This is a genomic window from Gluconobacter vitians, assembly GCF_015244565.1.
Taxonomy (GTDB): Bacteria; Pseudomonadota; Alphaproteobacteria; order Acetobacterales; family Acetobacteraceae; genus Gluconobacter; species Gluconobacter vitians.
This window is the reverse complement of record NZ_JABCQG010000022.1, coordinates 14,920-33,703: the sequence shown is the minus strand read 5'-3', so window position 1 is coordinate 33,703 and position 18,784 is coordinate 14,920. Positions and strand designations below refer to the sequence as shown.

Sequence of the window (18,784 nt, the reverse complement as noted above, 5' to 3'; positions counted from 1 at the left end):
CCGCAGACGGCCCATCTGTTCGTCCGTCAGCCAAAACAGGTCGCTCATCTCCAGTCTCCTCACAGAGCCTGAATCAGATTTCCTCAATCAAATCAATGGGTCCTGAGCCTAACGATCAAGGTGTGTTGCTGGTGCGGACCTTCTTCCCGCCCTCCCGCTTCACCCTGTAGGTTCGCTCGACGATGCTAAGTTCATAGGCGCGCTCAAGGGCGCGGATCACGGTCCACACGGAGTAGCAGCAGGCGCGCGCGATTGCTTCATGACTGGGATACAGCCCTCTCCGGCCCAGAAAGGTCGCCAGCGTCATGAGGACCGATTTCTCGGACGGCTTGAGCGTTCCGTCGAAATAGAGTCCCATGACGTGCTTGCGGAAGGCTGCCTTGAGGACATTCGGGGAGGTGACGGAAGCCCTGACAGGGCGGTCAATTTCTGGTATGCTCTTCACATGCATTGTATGATTTAGCTTCGATCGTGCGTGCCATTTTTTGAACGTGTTTGACTCTGTAAGTCTCTGATTCCGTTGGGTTCAGCCGGTTTTGCCATGGTTGGGGTTACAGGTTCAATCCTTGTTGCGCCCGCCACTCGGTCCGGTAAGAAAATCCTGAAAAACAATCATTTTTTCTTCGTGTATTTATTTGGCTCTTGGAACATTCTGAACCGATCTACGTCGTTCATTATTAAATAAAATCGGCTTTTACTGGTAAATCCCGTTTTACCTCCCCATCTTCTGAAAAATAGTATTTCATCTGTCGTAGAAGCGGGTCTCATCAGAGACTACATAGCGGCTCTGAACAGATCAAAATGGCTTTTTGCGACTTCCTTATTAAACAGATCCGGCAGGGATCGTCCGCGTCTCGGAGTGGGCGGAATGTGCTGGCGACAGTTCCTGTTCGAGATGAGTTTCGAGTTCTTCCAAAGTCATGCCTTTTGTTTCAGGCAGGCACTTCATGACGAACAGAAGAGAACAGAGATTGATCAATGCGAAAACATAGAAGGTCCATGACCCTGCCCAGTGCAGCATGATCGGAAATACAAAGGCCACCGTTGCATTGAACATCCACTGGGCAGCTACTGAAAGCCCGGTCAGAACACCACGAGCGCGCAGTGGGAACAGTTCTGACATCAGCAGCCAATACAATGGTGACACCATCATCTGGATAAAGAGAAGCGCGAACAGGATGCAGCCCAGCGCTACTGCGCTTTCAAGTGTTGCGCCATGCAGCAGAAGCAGAGTGCTACCCAGGCCGAAATGCGCCACGATCACAGCACAAAGCCCCAGCGTCATCATGATACGACGGGGATAACGGCTTATCATCCAGATCCCCAGCAATGTTGCGCCAACGGCGACAATACCGTTTCCGATGGTCGCCACCAGCGCAGCCTCGGTACCCAGACCGGTTTGATGCAGAATGATCGGCGTGAAATACATGAAGGCGTTTACGCCCGTAAACTGCGCGGTAAATCCGAGTCCGATACCGATCAGGAGCAGTCTTCTGATCCAGGTCTTCCCAAGAACTTCCCGCCAACCCATCTGATCGGAGGATTCACCCTCCTGAGCGGAAATCTCGGACACTTCCTTGCGCACCTGCCGAGGCGTGGACCTGATGAGTTGCAAAACCGCTTCGGCTTCACCCATGCGGCCCCGGCTTGCGAGCCAGCGTGGAGAACGTGGGACAAAGAACAGCCCTACTCCCAGAAGAACTGCCGGAGCCGCTGCAATCACAAGCATGGTCCGCCAGATTGTGGGAGATTCCGAAATCTTGGCCAGTATGGCATTGAGAATGTAGGCAATCAGCTGTCCGGTAACGATCATCATCTCGTTCTGGCTGACCAGGCGCTCGCGGCGGCTGGAATGTGCCATTTCGGAGATGAACATGGGCACAAGGGCAGAAGCCCCGCCTACTGCAAAACCCAGGATCGCACGCATGGCCACCATGATCGCCACAGATGGTGACAGGGCTGTCCCGACTGCCCCAATTATAAACACGACAGACAGGACAATCAGACTGTCCCTTCTGCCGTAACGGTCCGCCACATGACCACAGACGAGAGAGCCAATGGTCGCACCGACGATAAGAGCAGACGTGACAAGCCCTTCCGTGAAAGGCGTCAGACCCAGGCCGCCCTGCGCCGGTGGACGCAACATGAACGGTAAAGCTCCGGAAATAACACCGGTATCGTAACCAAAGGCGAGTGCGCCCATGGTGACGACCATCACGATATTCGTCACGAACTTCTGTTCGGGAGTAAGTTTTGCCATTCGTGACCCGACAGCTTGCGCGTCGTCCTCCTTCATGCAGCCTTGAACAATACTAAATGCTGAGTGTCCCTGTTGGAAAACCTGCAGAACAACAGAACGCCACTCAGGAGAAAAGTTTTCCCATTAAAAGAAACAACACCCCAAAAAAGATGTTTTTTCTTGTTAAAAACAATGATCTGTGATGATGAATTTCATGTGAATGCCATCTCAACCGAAACAGACAGAGTTCTCGACAACAATACGGTTATCTGCACTTACAATTCAGACCAAACATAATTCTGGTCTTGCTCCTGAAGATCGCGCATGGTCGGGACAGTTTCTGTCCCGCACCGATATTGTTAATGAATGAAAATTGACGCAACCAGGCCAAAAATAAGGCCGCAGACCGCAATCAGTGTTTCGAGTACGGACCATGTTTTGAGCGTCTGGGGAACTGTCAGCCCGAGATATTCCTTCAACTGCCAGAACCCTGCGTCATTCATCGGCCCAAAGGCGACCGATCCTGCCCCTGTGACGAGAACCATCAGTTCCGGCGAGACACCCGTTGAACGCGCAAGAATAGGCGCAACGATCCCGGAGGCCGTGGCCATGGCAACCGTGGACGAGCCGCAGGCAACCCGGACAATGGCAGCCAGCATCCAGGCCAGAACAAGCAGCGGCACATGGGCTCCAAGGGCAGCATCCGTAATCGATTTGGAAACACCACTATCCACCAGAACGCGGCCAAAGCCACCGCCGGCGCCCACGAGAAGCATGATCAGGGCCGTCGGACCGAGACATTCATTTGTAAATCGCAGAATGGTCTCGCGTGAAAATCCCCGGGCCTGCCCCAGCACATAAAAGGACAGCACCGTCGCCAGCAAAAGGGCGATATCCGTATTGCCGACAAAGCGCAGAACGGCGCCCAGGGTCGTGTCAGGCGCAATGATGCCCTGAGACATGGACCCTGCGAGCATCAGGAAAACGGGCGACAGGATGGTGAAAACCGTAATGCCAAAGCTGGGCAGACTGGCAGGAGGCTCACTGTTCACGAACTGCTGGGCCAGAGGGTTGACGCCAATCGGCATAACTCTTGCCGCCGCAAAACGGCCGAAAAGCGGCCCTGCAATCACGGCAATCGGCGTTCCGATCAACACCCCTAGCAAAATCGTCAGTCCGATATTGGCGTGATAGGCGCTCAGAGCCAGAAGCGCAGCGGGATGGGGAGGAATAAGCGCATGGGTGATGGACAGCGCCGCACCCATCGGCAAGGCAACCCGCAGCAGAGGCGTGTCGGTCCGATCCGCCAGAACGAAAGCCAGCGGAATCAGCAGGACAAATCCAACCTCAAAAAAGACTGGAAGGCCAACAAGAAGTCCGATCAGCATCATGGCCCAGTCGACGTGACGACGCCCCGAGATGTTCGAGATCGTCAGGGCAATGCGATCAGCCCCACCAGACTCGGCGAGCATCTTCCCCAGCATGGTGCCGAGCGCAATGACCGTTCCTACATGCCCCAGGACGTGCCCTGCCCCAGCCTCGAACGACCCTACCACTTTGTCCGCAGGCATCCCGGCGACCAGCGCCAGGAGGATGGAAACCGAGAAAAGGACGATAAACGGATTGATCCGAAAACGGGCAATGAGGATGATAACAGCCGCAATCGCAGCGGTTGCGAGCGAGATGGCAAAGATGGAGCTCATCCGATGATAACTTCCCTGTGACACGTCCGACAGGATCACCGTTACTTAACGAAAACCCTTCTGTCCCCCAACACGGCAGACAATGCCCGTAACACAAATTTCGTAACAGGACACAGTCACTAAGCCCGAAATATTAAAGTGATATACTGATGCCGCCATCGACCATCAGCATATGCCCGTTAACGAAACTTGAGGCCGGGGATGACAGAAACACGGCTGCCCCCACCAGTTCCTCCACCTGTCCCCATCGTCCAGCGGGCGTGCGCTTGTTCAGCCATGCGGTAAACTCTTCGTCCGATACGAGTTTTTCGTTCATTTCCGTTGCAAAATACCCGGGAGCGAGGCCATTGATCTGAAGACCGTGCCTGGCCCAGTCCGTCGCCATGCCCTTCGTCAGATTCTTAACCGCCCCTTTGGTCGCGGTGTATGGCGCAATTCCGGGACGTGCGAGTTCACTCTGCACCGAACAGATATTGACGATCTTGCCCTGCCCGCGCGGAATCATGTGGCGCGCAACAGCCTGTCCTACAAAGAAAACAGCGTTGAGATTGGTTGAAATGAGATCATCCCAGTCCTTGCGCTGAAACTGCTCCAACGGCGCACGGCGCTGTATTCCGGCGTTGTTGATCAGAATGTCGATCGGCCCCTGCTCACGTTCGATCGTCTCGATCCCGTCAATGACCGCATCCTGATCCGTAACATCAAAGACCGCAGTACCGGCTTTCAGTCCATCAGCATCAAACTGCTGCTTCGCCGCATCGAGAGCATCAGCATTGCGGCCATTCAGGACGACCTCCGCACCATAACGCGCCAGTCCTTTCGCCAGAACCAGACCGATCCCGCGGGATGCTCCTGTCACAAGAGCGCGGCGGCCGGAGAGCGAAAAAAGGTCAGGATGGGTCATATCTGTCTTCCTTGAGCAATGACTGGTCTTCCATTCGTAACAGTCAGATCACGTCATGGATCCACAACTCCGCGTGCCTGCAACACATCATGGTGTGGACCTCAACTTTCATGAGGAAATTTTCTTATACCTATCTGGACACCATTGGTGTTATATGTAACAGAACAATTAATAGTTTATATCGTTCGAATGTGATTTTTTGAGTCCAGTCGAACAGTCTATGGTCTTCCGGGCATGGCACTCTTCCATTCCCGTTCTGTGTCTATTGCGATCTGGATGTGGCTTTATGGATCTTGTTCTGGGAATTGATGTTGGAACAGGGAGCGCCCGCGCTGGCCTTTTCACGCTGGACGGACAGAAGAAGGCTTCCTTTGTCCAGAAGATCCAGACATGGACACCGCGCGCTGATTATGCCCAGCAGTCTTCGGAAAACATCTGGTCTGCTGTCTGCACGGCCACGCGCAGCGCGCTGGCCGCATTGAAGGAACCTGGTCAGGTTGTTGGCATCGGTTTCGATGCAACCTGCTCTCTCGTTGTGCTCGACAAGAACGGACAGGGTCTTTCGGTCGATCCGGACGGCGCTGCGGGACAGGATATCATTCTCTGGGCCGACCATCGCGCGATTGAAGAAGCACGCGAGATCAACCGTGGCGGTCATGACGTCCTGCGTTATGTAGGCGGCACGATTTCTCCGGAAATGGAAACGCCGAAGCTCCTCTGGCTCAAGCGTCACCTTCCGCAGATCTATGAACAGGCAGGTCACTTCTTTGACCTTCCCGATTTCCTGACTTGGCGCGCCACCGGTTCCCTGTCCCGTTCAGCCTGTTCGACAGCCTGCAAATGGACCTACCTTGCGCACGAAAACCGCTGGGATGAGGAATATTTCCAGTCTGTCGGACTGGGAGACCTTACAGACGGCAATTTCGCGCGCATCGGAAACGACATTCGTCCTCTTGGCGGTATTCTGGATGCGCGCTTGAGCGATAAAGCCGCGTCGGAAATGGGATTGCAGCCCGGCATCCCCGTTGGTGTCTCCGCTATCGATGCCCATGCCGGGGGACTTGGGCTTCTCGGGCTTGATACCGAAAGCTCTCTCTCGGACACGCAACTTGAGCGCTCAATCGCACTGATCTGCGGAACGTCGAGCTGTCACATGGCGGCTTCGAAAAATGCACGTTTCGTGCCCGGCGTCTGGGGGCCGTACTGGGATGCCATGCTTCCGGAGATGTGGCTGAATGAAGCCGGCCAGTCTGCAACAGGCGCCCTGATCGACTTCATCATTTCCAGCCATAGTTTCGGGGCCACGGTCAGGCAGGACGCCGAAAAGACGGGCATCAGTGTCTATGCCCTTCTGAACGCCCGCATCGAGGCTATGGAACGCGGCACACTGCCCGGCACCATTACGGCCGGGCTGCATGTTCTTCCGGATTTCCACGGAAACCGCTCTCCCCATGCCGATCCGGATCTGACGGGCATGATCAGTGGCCTGACCTTGTCCGATACCCTTGATGATCTTGCGCGACTGTATCTCGCGACGCTGCAGGGCCTTGCCTATGGCACGAAGGATATCATCGAGGCTCTTAATGCGCAGGGCTACCGGATCGACACGATTTTCGCGACCGGTGGCAGTACCAAGAACCCGGTCTTCCTGCGCGAACATGCCAACGCAACGGGATGCCGCATTCTGCTGCCAGCCGAGCCGGATTCCGTCCTGCTCGGCGCAGCCATCCTCGGCGCGGTCGCAAGCGGGACATACGCCGATCTGCGGCAGGCCATGGCACAGATGAGCCACGCGGGAGACGAAATCCTCCCGGATGATCGCGTCGCGGCCTACCACGCCGCCAAGCGCAACATCGCCCATGACATGCTCGCCGCCCAGATCACCTGGCGTCAGCAGATGCGCGACGTTCTGGAAAAGGAGGGCACCTGCTGAAGCCAAGCTCTATCCGCTTCTCCTGCCTTCTTCCTGCTTCCGCTGCCGTGCCCATTCAGCACCAGCCTTTTCCAGAGGTTCAATTTCCATGTCCCGTCTGAAAACAACCCGTACAACCATTTGCACACTCGCACTTCTGCTGACCGGCTCCGCCCTTTCCGGCGCAAACGCGGCCGGAACCCTGACCATCGCGACCGTGAACAACGGCGACATGATCGTCATGCGGCAGCTTTCGAAAGAATTCGAGAAAGCCCATCCGGACATTCATCTGAACTGGGTCACACTGGAAGAAAACGTCCTGCGTCAGCGCGTGACGACTGATATCGCCATGAAAACCGGCCAGTTCGATGTCGTCACCATCGGCAATTATGAGGTGCCGATCTGGGCCAAGCAGGGATGGCTCACCGAGATCAAGCCCGACGCTGCCTATGACATAAACGACGTCCTGCCTGCCGTCCGTGACAGTCTGACAGTCGATAACAAGCTTTACGCCCTGCCCTTCTACGCCGAAAGCGTGATGACCTATTACCGCAAGGACCTGTTCCAGAAGGCCGGGCTGACCATGCCGGATGCACCGACTTACGACCAGATCCGCCAGTTCGCCGACAAGATCACGGACAAAGGCAATCAGGTCTACGGCATCTGCCTGCGCGGCAAGCCCGGCTGGGGCGAGAACATGGCGTATGTGTCCTCGCTCGCCAACACGTTCGGCGCACAGTGGTTCGACATGTCCTGGAAGCCGACGATGACGTCCGATGCATGGAAAGCGACCCTGAACTGGTATGTCTCGGCCCTGAAAGCTGACGGCCCTCCGGGTGCCACTTCCAACGGTTTCAACGAAAACCTCGCTCTGTTCGCCAGCGGCCATTGCGGGATCTGGATTGACTCCACCGTCGCCGGTGGCCTGCTGTTCGATCCCAAGCAGTCACAGGTTGCGGACAAGGTCGGCTTCGCCCCCGCGCCCAAGGGCCCTTACGGCAAAGGCCCGACCTGGCTGTGGGCCTGGAGCCTCGCCGTCCCTGCCAGTTCGCATCAGAACGCGGATGCCCAGACATTCATCACATGGGCAACATCCAAGGATTACGTCAAGCTGGTCGCCGCACAGAAAGGCTGGATCGCTGCCCCTCCGGGAACGCGCGCCTCCACCTATGCCGCGCCGGAATACCTCAAGGCAGCTCCTTTTGCGTCCTTCGTCCTGAACGCCATCAAGACGGCTGATCCGAACGGCCCGACCGCGCAGCCCCGTCCTTATACGGGTGCGCAGTTCGTCGGCATTCCGGAGTTCCAGGCCATCGGCACGCAGGTCGGCCAGACGGTCGCCGCCACCCTGTCCGACCAGATGACGGTCGATCAGGCGCTGGCATCCGCCCAGTCCTCGATCACCCGCGCGCTCCGCCAGTCCGGCCGTGCGCGCTAACACGACCCGCTCAAGGTAAAATGCCATGCAGGTTGTTCTCGATCACAGCCCGCCCGCCGGGGCTAACGTCCGGAGCGGGAAAAGGACAGGCTTCCTGCTCCTTTCTCCGTCCGTCCTGATCCTTCTGGTCTGGTCGATCGTCCCACTCGTCATGACGCTGTGGTACTCGGTGCAGAACTATAACCTCGTTGACCCTACGCTGCATGGTTTCGCGGGGATCGACAATTACTGGTACCTGCTGACCGACCCCGATTTCCTGCATTCACTGCTCAATACGCTCGTGCTGGTCGCGGGCGTCCTGATCATCAGTGTTGGTGGCGGCACCCTGCTGGCCGTCCTGTACGATCAGGAGTTCTTCGGGCGCGGCATTGCCCGGATCCTGGTCATCTCGCCATTCTTCATCATGCCGACGGTCTCCGCTTTGCTGTGGAAGAACCTGATGCTGCACCCGATCTATGGCGTCTATTCCGCCATGATGCGGGCTGTAGGTCTTACGCCGATCGACTGGCTGGCGCGCTTTCCGCTCCTGACCGTCATGATGATCGTCGCGTGGGAGTGGCTGCCCTTCGCGGTCCTCATCCTGCTCACGGCCGTGCAGTCTCTGGACGGTGAGCAGCACGAGGCGGCTCGTATGGACGGTGCAGGCCCGGTTGCGCGTTTCCGCTACATCATCCTGCCACATCTGGGCCGTGCGATCAGCGTCGTGGTCATGATCGAGACGATTTACCTGTTGACGATCTTCGCTGAAATTTCCGTCACCACGGCCGGCGGTCCCGGCGTGGCCTCCACCAATCTCGCCTATCTGATCTATTCCCGCGCCCTGCTTCAGTTCGACGTGGGCGGTGCATCGGCCGGCGGCGTAATTGCCATCATCATCGCCAATATCGTTGCAATCTTTCTGGTGCGCGCCGTAGCCCGCAATCTGGAGGCCTGACATGGCGCTCAAGACAAAAAACAGCACCCGGATCGGCGTCACCATCCTCGGCTGGGGCATTGCGCTCTGGCTGTTCTTCCCGATCTTCTGGATGTTTCTCACGAGCTTCAAGAGCGAAGTCCAGGCGATTTCCACGCCGCCAAAGCTGTTCTTCATGCCCACGCTGAGCAGCTATGCCGAGGTGTTCGAGCGCGCAAGCTACTGGCATTTCACGTTCAACACCGTGATCGTCTCGGTGGGTGCAACGGCCAGTGCCATCGCACTGGCCGTCCCGGCGGCTTACTCGATGGCCTTCATGCCCTCGAAGCGTACACGCGGCACCCTGCTGTGGATGCTCTCGACCCGGATGCTGCCGCCCGTTGGCGTACTGGTTCCGATCTATCTTCTGGCCCGCAACACCCACCTGCTCGATACCTGCACCGGTCTTGCCATCGTGGACATGCTGACGAACCTGCCGATCATCGTCTGGATGCTCTACACGTTTTTCCGCGAAGTCCCGGCCCCGATCCTGGAAGCAGGCCGGATGGACGGTGCCACGCGCTGGCAGGAAATGACGATGGTCCTCCTCCCGCTCGCCCTGCCCGGCATCGCATCCACGGCCCTGCTGTCACTCATCCTGTGCTGGAACGAGGCCTTCTGGTCCCTCAACCTGACCTCCTCGCACGCCGCCCCGCTGACAGCGTTCATCGCATCGTTCTCCTCTCCGGAAGGCCTGTTCTTCGGCAAGCTCTCCGCAGCCTCGACCCTGGCCGTCGCACCGATCCTAGTTTTCGGCTGGATCAGCCAGAAACAGCTCGTCCGCGGCCTGACTTTCGGAGCCGTCAAATGACGCGGATCCCGGCTCATTCCATCCAACATTCCTGCACGAACGGGGCCTGACCCATGGCGACTGTCGAACTCAAGAACCTCCGCAAGACCTATCTTACGGAAGAAATCATCAAGGGCATTTCCCTCTCGATCGAGGACCGCGAATTCGTAGTTTTCGTCGGCCCGTCAGGCTGCGGAAAATCCACGCTCCTGCGCATGATCGCAGGGCTTGAGGACATCACCTCCGGCGATCTCCTGATCGACGGCCAGCGCATGAATGATGTCGAACCTGGCAAGCGTGGTCTGGCGATGGTCTTCCAGTCCTATGCGCTCTACCCGCATATGGACGTGTACAAAAACATGGAGTTCGGCCTCAAACTGGCCGGAATGCCGGAAGCCGAGCGCCGCGAAAAGATCGAGCACGTCGCCCATACACTCCAGCTGGAACCCTATCTGCATCACAAGCCCGGACAGCTCTCCGGCGGCCAGCGCCAGCGCGTCGCCATCGGTCGCGCCATCGTCCGCAACCCGAAGGTCTTCCTGTTCGACGAGCCGCTCTCAAACCTCGATGCCGCCCTGCGTGGCCAGATGCGCGTGGAACTTTCCGCCCTGCATCGCAAGCTCGGCGCCACCACGATTTATGTGACGCATGATCAGGTCGAAGCCATGACCATGGCGGACAAGATCGTCGTCCTGCAGAAAGGTGTGGTCGAACAGATCGGCTCCCCGCTTGAACTGTACCATCACCCCCGCAACCTGTTCGTGGCCCGCTTCATCGGCTCTCCGCCCATGAACTTCTTCCCGGCCATTTTCCAAGGCGGTGATTCCGCGGGCTCCAGCGTCCAGCTCCGGGACGGCTCGACCCTCTACGTGCCGGTCACATCCCCCGGCATTCTCCCGGGCACAAAGGTGACGGTCGGCATCCGTCCCGAACATGTCGAACTGGCCCCTTCAGGTCCGAACAGCGGCACTGTGGAAGTCATCGAACGCCTTGGCGCCATCACGCTTGTCCATGTCCGCATGTCGGATGGAGAGATCATCGTCGTGCAGACGGACGGCGCGGTTCTGACAGATGTGGACACCCATGTCAGCCTGACCCTCCCCCCGCAGAACTGTCACCTTTTCGCCCCTGACGGTCTGGCTTTCGAAGCCTGCCGCCGTCATCCGCTCGCTGCCTGATTTTTAGGAACTGCATCTCATGTATATGGAAAAACTCCGCCTCGATAACCGCGTCGCCATCGTCACCGGCGGTGCACAGAATATTGGTCTGGCCTGCGTCACCGCCCTGGCCGAGGCCGGGGCCCGGGTCATTATCGCCGATCTTGATGAAGCCATGTCGGCAAAGGCCGTGGAAGACCTCCGCATGGAAGGACATGACGTCAGCAGCGTCGCCATGGACGTCACGAAAACAGACAGTGTGCAGAACGCCATCCGTAGCGTGCATGAGCAGGAAGGCCGTCTGGACATTCTGGTCGCCTGCGCCGGCATCTGCATTTCCGAGGTCAAGGCCGAGGATATGACGGACGGTCAATGGCTCAAGCAGGTCGATATCAACCTCAACGGCATGTTCCGCTCCTGTCAGGCAGCAGGCCGTATCATGCTCGAACAAAAGAAAGGTGTGATTGTCGCAATCGGCTCCATGTCGGGACTGATCGTCAACCGCCCGCAACAGCAGGCCGCCTACAACGCATCAAAAGCCGGCGTTCACCAGTATATCCGCTCGCTGGCCGCCGAATGGGCGCCTCATGGCATCCGCGCCAATGCCGTCGCTCCGACCTATATTGAAACGACCCTGACCCGCTTCGGCATGGAAAAGCCGGAACTCTACGACGCCTGGATCGCCGGAACCCCGATGGGCCGCGTGGGCCAGCCCGACGAAGTCGCTTCCGTCGTGCAGTTTCTCGCCTCCGATGCAGCCAGCCTCATGACGGGCGCGATCGTCAACGTGGATGCCGGTTTCACCGTCTGGTGAGCCGCATGATCCGGGCGCTGTCAGGGCGCCCGGACACCTTTGGCAAACCCCGTTACACTCGGTTTCTTAGACGAAATATTTCAGGGTCTCATTTTCGCCGCAGTCTACTTGCAACTCACTCGCAATAGCGATACCTGCCTCTGATCACGCGCCAGCACGAACAGTCATTGAGGTCGGGTATGCACCGCAGCAGGATTCTTTACGCGATACCCCTCTCCCTCGTCATGAGCGGAGAAGTCTTCGCAGCCGACCAGACCATCCCACCCGCACAACCGCAGCGGTCAGGCAGCAAAAAACCCGTCACGACGGAAACACAGGCCCAGACCGTCGAAAAACTCAAAGTCCACGCCCGCAGAGCCTCGACGCTGGCCTCGTCCGCGACCAAGTCGGACACACCGCTGATCGAAACGGCCCAGTCTGTCACGGTCATTACCCGCAACGAGATGGACATCCGCAATGTCCTGAACCTCAATCAGGCCGTGCGTTATACCGCTGGCATCACACCGGATCTGCGCGGTGGTGGCGTTGGCAGCCGCTACGACCAGTTCGCCCTGCGCGGCTTTTCCGCGCCCACCTTTCTTGATGGCCTGAAGCTTCAGGACAGCCCCACCGGCTATGCCGTCGCCCAGACGGACACGTCGCGCCTGGATCGTGTCGAGATCCTCAAAGGCCCGGCCTCCGCCCTGTATGGTCAGTCCAGCCCAGGCGGCCTTGTCACGCTGTCCAGCAAGATCGCTACGGATCAGCGCTCTTATGGCAGCGTCAACGCGACCGGCGGCATGTTCGATCTGTATCGCGTGGATGCCGATGTCGGCGGCTATGTGACGGATAACGGCTTTGTCCGCTATCGCGTCAACGGTACGGTCAACGGACAGCACAGCCAGCTCAGCCGCACTGGAAGCCGCCGCTTCTCCATCAGCCCATCTTTTACCTTCGGCGGTGACGGTCCCACGACGCTGACGATCCTCGGCAATTATCAGTACGATCCTGAAAACGGCACCTATGGCGGCGTCCCGCTGGTCGGTTCGCTCAAACGCGCATCCTTTGGCTATCTGCCCCGCAATTTCTATGACGGCGACTCATCATTCGAAAAATACAACCGCCGTCATGGTGCCATCACCTATATCTTCAACCACCGCTTCAACAATGACTGGAGCTTCAGCACGCGCGGCCGCTACGATGACATCAAAACCCAGTACCGCAGCGTCTATGACAGCGGCTATTACGTCTCGGACGACACGCTTGCCCGCTCGGCCATTGCCACCAACGAGCATACGCATAACCTGACTTTCGACAGCCAGTTCAAGGGCCATGTCCGGACCGGGCCGCTGCGTCACAGCATGATGTTCGGTTTCGACTACATGCAGCAGAGCGCCTCGGAAGTCGGCTATTATGGTTCTGCGCCTGATCTGAACGTGTTCCACCCGAACTACCAGATGGCCATTCCTACCCCCTCACCCTGGGTGAACTACAATACCGACTCCCATCAGGCCGGCATCTATGGTCAGGACGAGATCCACTGGCACCGCCTGATCCTGACGGGCAGCATTCGTAACGACTGGTACCGGTCCCACCAGACCGACAACATGTACAACACGACGACCAACCAGAGCCCGAGCCAGATCACCTGGCGCGCCTCGGGACTGTATCATTTCGACTTCGGCCTCTCGCCCTATATCAGCTACTCGACGTCGTTCCAGCCGCAGTCCGGAAGCGTTTCGACGGATGGTGGCAAGACCGTGCGTCAGGCCAATCCGTCCCTTGGCAAGCAGCTTGAAGGCGGCCTGAAATACCAGCTTCCGGGCACTTCACTGCTTCTCACAGCAGCGGGTTTCCATATCGAGCAGACCAATGTCCTCGTCGGCGTCGGCAACACGGGTTACAGCGCCGAAAGCGGGCTGGTCCATTCGGATGGTTTCGAGTTCGAAGCCCATGCCGAGCCGTTCCACAACCTCGTCCTGACAGCAGCCGTCAGCATCCAGAAGGTCCATGACGACTCAACCGGCAAGCCGCTCATCCAGTCCGGAAAAGGCAATGCCTCGCTGTTTGCGTTCTATACGATGCCGTCCGGTCCGGCGAAGGGGCTCGGCTTTGGCGGCGGCATGCGCTATTCCAATAAATCCTATGGTGGTGAAGCATCTTACGGGAGTGTCTGGGTGCCACAATATGCCGTGTTCGATGCCTCCGTGCGGTACGATCTCTCCAACCTGTCCCACAGTCTGCGCGGCTGGAATGTGGGGGCGAGCGTCCGCAACCTCTTTGACAAGAACTTCGTCGCCAACTGCCTGAGCTATGCCTCCTACGGTCAGGAATACTGCTACTACGGAGAGCGCCGTAACGCGCAGGCCAATATTGGCTTCAGTTGGTAAACCAAAGCCTGAAAGACCCACACGCTACGACATCGCCCTGCGCCTCGTCGTGGCGTTACCGGTCGGTTACGCCCTCTCCGCCCTGGCGGGGATCTGCATCGCCTTCTGGCTCCCCCTTTCCAGAGCAGACGCCGCCATGGCCGGGATCTTCCTCGGCCTGATCCTCTGGCCCGTCATTTTCATGGCGTCCTTCGGTTTCAGCAGCATCCGGCGACTGTCAGCAGGACTGTTTGTGTTGGCGGTTCTTGTGGCCGCTCTGGCTTTCGGTGGCGGCTGGCGCCCATGAGAAACACCTTCCGCGCCTCCATGGCTCTGGTTCACACCACACTGGGCCTCATCACCGGCTGGGTTCTGTTTGCCATCGCGCTTTCAGGCGCACTGAGCGTATTCCGGCAGGAAATCAGCCTCTGGGCCAGACCGGAGCTCTCCGTATCACGCCCCGATCCCCTTCTCGCAGACACGCATGCACTAGACTGGCTGAGCCACAATGCCCCTGCTGCAAACGCCTGGTATGTTGCAAGCGCCAATGACCGCAGCCCTGTCGTCAGCGCACTCTGGCCTGATGCAAAAGGCACCTATATCCAGCGCGCGCTCGATCCCGTAACCGGCAGTCCGGCTGGCATCAGGGATACGCTGGGCGGCGAGTTCTTCTATCGCTTCCATTTCGAGCTTCAGCTTCCCTATCCCTGGGGGCGGCTGATTGCGGCAGTTGCAGCTCTGGCACTTGTTGTCGGGTTGGTCACCGGGATCATCATCCATCGGCGGATTTTCGCGGATTTCTTTACATTCCGTCCGTCACGCGGCCAGAGAAGCTGGCTGGACATGCACAACCTGCTGGGCGTCGCCGCCCTGCCTTTTCACCTGATGATTTCACTGACCGGCGCCGTAACACTCGGCTCCCTGCTCCTGCCCTGGAGCACGCAGGCCCTCTACCGGCACGATCTGACCGCGTCCTATACCGAACTGAACGCGGCCCTCTATTCTCGCCCCCCCAGCGGACACCCGGCCCATCTCGCACCAGTCCTTCCGATGCTGCAGGAAGCCGACAGACGGTTCGGTGGGACAGGCCTGGAACAGATCTATGTGTTCAACCCGTCCGACCAGAACGCCCTGGTCACGATGATTGCGGGCAATAACGGCACTGTCAGCACCGCGTCACATGTCATCACGTTCGATGGCCCTTCAGGCCAGATCATCAGAGAGCATATCGAGAACCTTCCTGTCATCGGGGCCTATACCTTCCTGTACGGACTGCATGTCGGACGGTTTGCGCCTGGCCTGACCCGTTGGCTCTATTTCCTGTCCGGCCTTGCACTTGCTGCTGTCATCGGGAGCGGCATGCATCTGTGGACGCTCAAGCGGCTGCGTCGTCCGCACCATATGGGACACCGGATTGTCGCCCGGATGAACGTTGGCGTTCTGATGGGCACCCCGCTCGCCTTCTCCGCATTCTTCATCGCAAACAGACTTCTTCCCGTGACGATGCATCACCGAGCCCATCTCGAAGTGGTCAGTGTATTCGCGGTCTGGGGCGCTGCCCTGCTTTACACGCTCCTGCGGCGTCCGGACCGAAGCTGGCCGGAGCTGCTCGGCGGCAATGCCCTGAGTTGCCTGCTGGTCGCCCTGCTCAGCCTGCCCTGGCAAAGCCCGGCAATTGCCGGCGTCAGTATGACAGCACTTGCCCTGTCGGGAGCCTTTTCCTGCGCCATGGTCCGTACGGTACGGACAGCAAGATGAGCTGGATTTCGCTTCTGTGCGGACAATGCGCCATGCTGATTCTGGTCGCGGGTTCCATACGTGGAAACCGCGTATTCTGGCATGATAGGCTGATGGATGGGCAGCGACTTATCCTGAAGTGCTGTGCAGCCGCCGGTCTACTTTTCAGCTTTGCTCTTCAGGTTTTGTCTGACGATCCGCCCGTTCTGACGGTTATCGAGTGGATTCTGCTTCTGGGGCCCGAAACCATGATCGCGGCTCTCGCCTGCTCCTTGTGGGAGCGCAAACCGCGATCATGACACGGGGAATATTCAGCCAGCCATCGCCGGATCGCTGACTGTCGGCTGTCCGGTCTCCATCCGGCCTCCAAGAACCTGTCTGAAGTCAGGATCTGCCGGGGATGTCAGCGTCACATCATACCACTGATGAGTGGCCGACAGATCCAGCCTGATCTCCTGATGACCGCCAGCTTTCACGATAACCGTTCGCAGCGGTCCGGCATTCCCTGTCCGATACTGAATGCTCAGCGGAACCTTTCCGCCATTGCTCAGCGAGAGAACAATTCCGGGCGCCTTTCCCTTGCCACCAATTTCGTACCGGCAGGCCGACCGAAGCACGACCCGGTCATGATGCCCGCGATAGGCCCTGTAAAAGCCGTTGGGCGCATGAACCACAACGTCATACAGTCCATCTACGACCGGCAATGTGACATCCAGCATATCCCCGGCAGCCACCGCATATGTTCCCGCCTGAAGATCCCGGCCGCCATTGCGATAGTCATAGACATTGAACGGCGCACCGGCGGCCCGCTGACCATGAACCGTCTGCCCAGCCCGCAGCGTCAGACCAACCCGGCCCTGTCCCACGTCCAAACCACCATCACAATAGAGTTCATACGGGAGAGCACAGGCAGGGCGCGTCCCCGTTTCCTGACGCACCGTCTTGTGCAACAGCTCTGGCTCAGCCCTGAGTGCCGCGATTTCATCGGTGGACAGGGAATGGAAACCGCCCGGCATGGGCCGATCCCGCGCGTCCTCGATTGCCCGCAGATGCGTGTTCCGGTCCAGATACTCCAGCGATGGTGCCGGCTCATCATGGGGCTGGAAGCAGGACGTCAGATCGCCACAGATGGCCCGACGCCATGGAGAAATGTTGGTCTCCCGCACAGGCTTGCCGAACTTCTTTTCAACAAAATGTTCCAGGAACTGCAATGTTGAGCTGTGGTCGAAGAGCTCGGAATTGACCCTTCCTCCCCGGCTCCACGGAGACGCCACAACCATCGGTACGCGGAAACCGAGCCCGATCGGCCCGCTGCGGGCAAGGCGCTCCGGCACACCACGGCGGGTTTCATCTTCGGCCGTCGTATATTCCAGCCCGTCCGAACCAATCGCCGCCGATGAGCGACCCGTCTCCGGACGCTGGGGGGCTGGTGCGGCGTAGGAACAGCAGTGATCGAAATACCCGTCATTTTCATCATAGGTCAGGATGAAAATAGTCTTCTTCCAAACTTCGGGATTTTCGGTCAGGATGTTCATGACCTCCGACACATACCAGGCTCCGTACCAGGCCGAGGTCGGGTGATCGGAGAAATGCTCAGGCGCTGCCATCCACGACACCGCCGGAAGCTGGCCCGTCCGCACATCCTTGCGAAACTGGTAAAGCACGTCCCCTTTCGGCGCTTTCATGCCCTTTGCGTCCGGGTCGTCTGCAAACGCCAGGTCTTCAAGCGTGTGATAGTCGGGATCGGCACGGTTGGTCACGAAAGCCTTGGTGAAAAGCGCGCGTTCTTCGGGCGTCAGCTTCTCATATCCTTTTGCAGATTTCTGGCGCCGGCGCAGAACATCCATCAGGGCCTTTGCCTCGACAAGCTGCTCCTCACGGCTGCCGGAGACCAGCATCTCAAGTTTCTCAAGCCGGTTGATATGCTCGGAACATTCCTTGATCCGTTCCGCAATCCATACCTCAAAGCCTGGGTTGGAGCTGACATGAAAGCTGTCGAAACATTCCAGCACGTTACAGCCGAAATTGGACAGCCAGGAACGCTCTGCCGGTGACAACCCACCCGTCTGGCTGATCTCGTTCTGGTAGAACTTCCATGAGACGCCGATCTTTTCCAGCCGCTCCGGAAAGGTCGTCCAAGTCATGCCTCCTTCAAGGATTTCCGGATTGCGCATATAGACGTTCGACGCCGTATTCTGCTGATCGCGCACGGTTCCGGTCCAGAAGATGAGCCGGTTCGGCGTCGTGCTGGTCATCGCGCCGCAGTAATTCTGGTCGCAGACCGTAAATGCATCGGCCAGCGCATAATAAAATGGCAGATCCTCACGGGTATAATACCCCATGGTCAGCGGATACTGCTTGTATTCCTTCTTATGGGGCCGCTTGACGTCAATCCAGCGGTCATGATGCCCCCCGTTCCAGGCATCGACCTGACTGTCGCGCGAATGGGGGATCGAACCCATCCACGTAACCTTCGTATCATGGATGTTCAGACGCCAGGGCGTATAGGTCTCGCCGCTTTTGCCCGACTGCACGAAAACGGAACTGCCGTCTTTCTGGCGCATCGCCCGTCTGTCGTTGAAGCCGCGAACGCCGGCCAGCGTGCCGAACATATGATCGAAGGAGCGGTTTTCCTGCATGAGAATGACGACATGCTCGGCATTCAGATAGGTAGTCCCCGGCTCGGGAGCGATGGCATAGGCGCGGCGGATTGCGGCGGGCAGGCCTTCGGTTGCAGCAGCGGCACCACCGAACAGGGCATATTTGAGGAAGGTTCTGCGAGTGGACATA

General features: G+C 58.3%; 15 protein-coding genes. 10 read left to right on the top strand and 5 right to left on the bottom strand.

Going from position 1 to position 18,784, the window contains the following annotated elements; all coding sequences use genetic code 11:
• Positions 1-115: 115 nt before the first annotated feature.
• From HKD24_RS13045 to HKD24_RS13030, 4 genes are all read right to left on the bottom strand, one after another.
• Positions 116-445, bottom strand: a complete 330-nt coding sequence (locus HKD24_RS13045; RefSeq protein ID WP_322783319.1) for a helix-turn-helix domain-containing protein — start codon at positions 443-445, stop codon at positions 116-118.
• Between the two features lie 378 nt (positions 446-823).
• Positions 824-2,296: a sugar porter family MFS transporter gene (locus HKD24_RS13040; RefSeq protein ID WP_194260669.1), complete on the bottom strand. Its 1,473-nt coding sequence runs from the start codon at positions 2,294-2,296 to the stop codon at positions 824-826.
• A 302-nt stretch (positions 2,297-2,598) separates the two neighbouring features.
• The gene (locus tag HKD24_RS13035) at positions 2,599-3,942 is read right to left on the bottom strand and encodes a GntT/GntP/DsdX family permease (RefSeq protein WP_194260668.1); all 1,344 of its coding nucleotides are present in this window, start codon (positions 3,940-3,942) and stop codon (positions 2,599-2,601) included.
• 133 nt (positions 3,943-4,075) lie between these two features.
• Positions 4,076-4,846, bottom strand: coding sequence for an SDR family oxidoreductase (locus tag HKD24_RS13030; RefSeq protein ID WP_194260667.1), 771 nt, complete (start codon positions 4,844-4,846; stop codon positions 4,076-4,078).
• A 286-nt stretch (positions 4,847-5,132) separates the two neighbouring features.
• Here HKD24_RS13030 and HKD24_RS13025 point away from each other — a divergent pair, with 286 nt between their 5' ends.
• The 10 genes from HKD24_RS13025 to HKD24_RS12980 all read left to right on the top strand — a co-directional run bounded on the left by HKD24_RS13025 (position 5,133) and on the right by HKD24_RS12980 (position 16,293).
• Entirely contained in the window at positions 5,133-6,779 is a 1,647-nt protein-coding gene (locus HKD24_RS13025) for an FGGY-family carbohydrate kinase (protein ID WP_194260666.1), read from the top strand.
• An 88-nt stretch (positions 6,780-6,867) separates the two neighbouring features.
• On the top strand, positions 6,868-8,196 hold the full coding sequence (locus HKD24_RS13020; RefSeq protein ID WP_194260665.1) for an ABC transporter substrate-binding protein: 1,329 nt from the start codon (positions 6,868-6,870) through the stop codon (positions 8,194-8,196).
• A gap of 25 nt (positions 8,197-8,221) precedes the next feature.
• A complete protein-coding gene (locus tag HKD24_RS13015) occupies positions 8,222-9,130 on the top strand; it encodes a carbohydrate ABC transporter permease (protein WP_194260664.1) in 909 nt (302 codons plus the stop codon).
• Position 9,131: 1 nt separating this feature from the next.
• Positions 9,132-9,959: a carbohydrate ABC transporter permease gene (locus tag HKD24_RS13010; RefSeq protein ID WP_194260663.1), complete on the top strand. Its 828-nt coding sequence runs from the start codon at positions 9,132-9,134 to the stop codon at positions 9,957-9,959.
• A gap of 53 nt (positions 9,960-10,012) precedes the next feature.
• Positions 10,013-11,116, top strand: coding sequence for an ABC transporter ATP-binding protein (locus HKD24_RS13005; RefSeq protein ID WP_194260662.1), 1,104 nt, complete (start codon positions 10,013-10,015; stop codon positions 11,114-11,116).
• Positions 11,117-11,135: 19 nt separating this feature from the next.
• On the top strand, positions 11,136-11,909 hold the full coding sequence (locus HKD24_RS13000) for an SDR family NAD(P)-dependent oxidoreductase (protein WP_062508896.1): 774 nt from the start codon (positions 11,136-11,138) through the stop codon (positions 11,907-11,909).
• Positions 11,910-12,088: 179 nt separating this feature from the next.
• Positions 12,089-14,278, top strand: coding sequence for a TonB-dependent siderophore receptor (locus HKD24_RS12995; protein ID WP_194260661.1), 2,190 nt, complete (start codon positions 12,089-12,091; stop codon positions 14,276-14,278).
• Positions 14,262-14,564: a hypothetical protein gene (locus HKD24_RS12990; RefSeq protein WP_194260660.1), complete on the top strand. Its 303-nt coding sequence runs from the start codon at positions 14,262-14,264 to the stop codon at positions 14,562-14,564. Before HKD24_RS12995 ends, HKD24_RS12990 begins: the two co-directional genes overlap by 17 nt.
• Positions 14,561-16,015, top strand: a complete 1,455-nt coding sequence (locus HKD24_RS12985) for a PepSY-associated TM helix domain-containing protein (protein ID WP_194260659.1) — start codon at positions 14,561-14,563, stop codon at positions 16,013-16,015. The genes HKD24_RS12990 and HKD24_RS12985 overlap by 4 nt, the downstream gene beginning before the upstream one ends.
• Positions 16,012-16,293, top strand: coding sequence for a hypothetical protein (locus HKD24_RS12980; RefSeq protein ID WP_194260658.1), 282 nt, complete (start codon positions 16,012-16,014; stop codon positions 16,291-16,293). Before HKD24_RS12985 ends, HKD24_RS12980 begins: the two co-directional genes overlap by 4 nt.
• A gap of 12 nt (positions 16,294-16,305) precedes the next feature.
• Here HKD24_RS12980 and HKD24_RS12975 read toward each other — a convergent pair whose 3' ends face one another.
• The gene (locus tag HKD24_RS12975) at positions 16,306-18,783 is read right to left on the bottom strand and encodes a phosphocholine-specific phospholipase C (protein WP_194260657.1); all 2,478 of its coding nucleotides are present in this window, start codon (positions 18,781-18,783) and stop codon (positions 16,306-16,308) included.
• Position 18,784 lies beyond the last annotated feature (1 nt).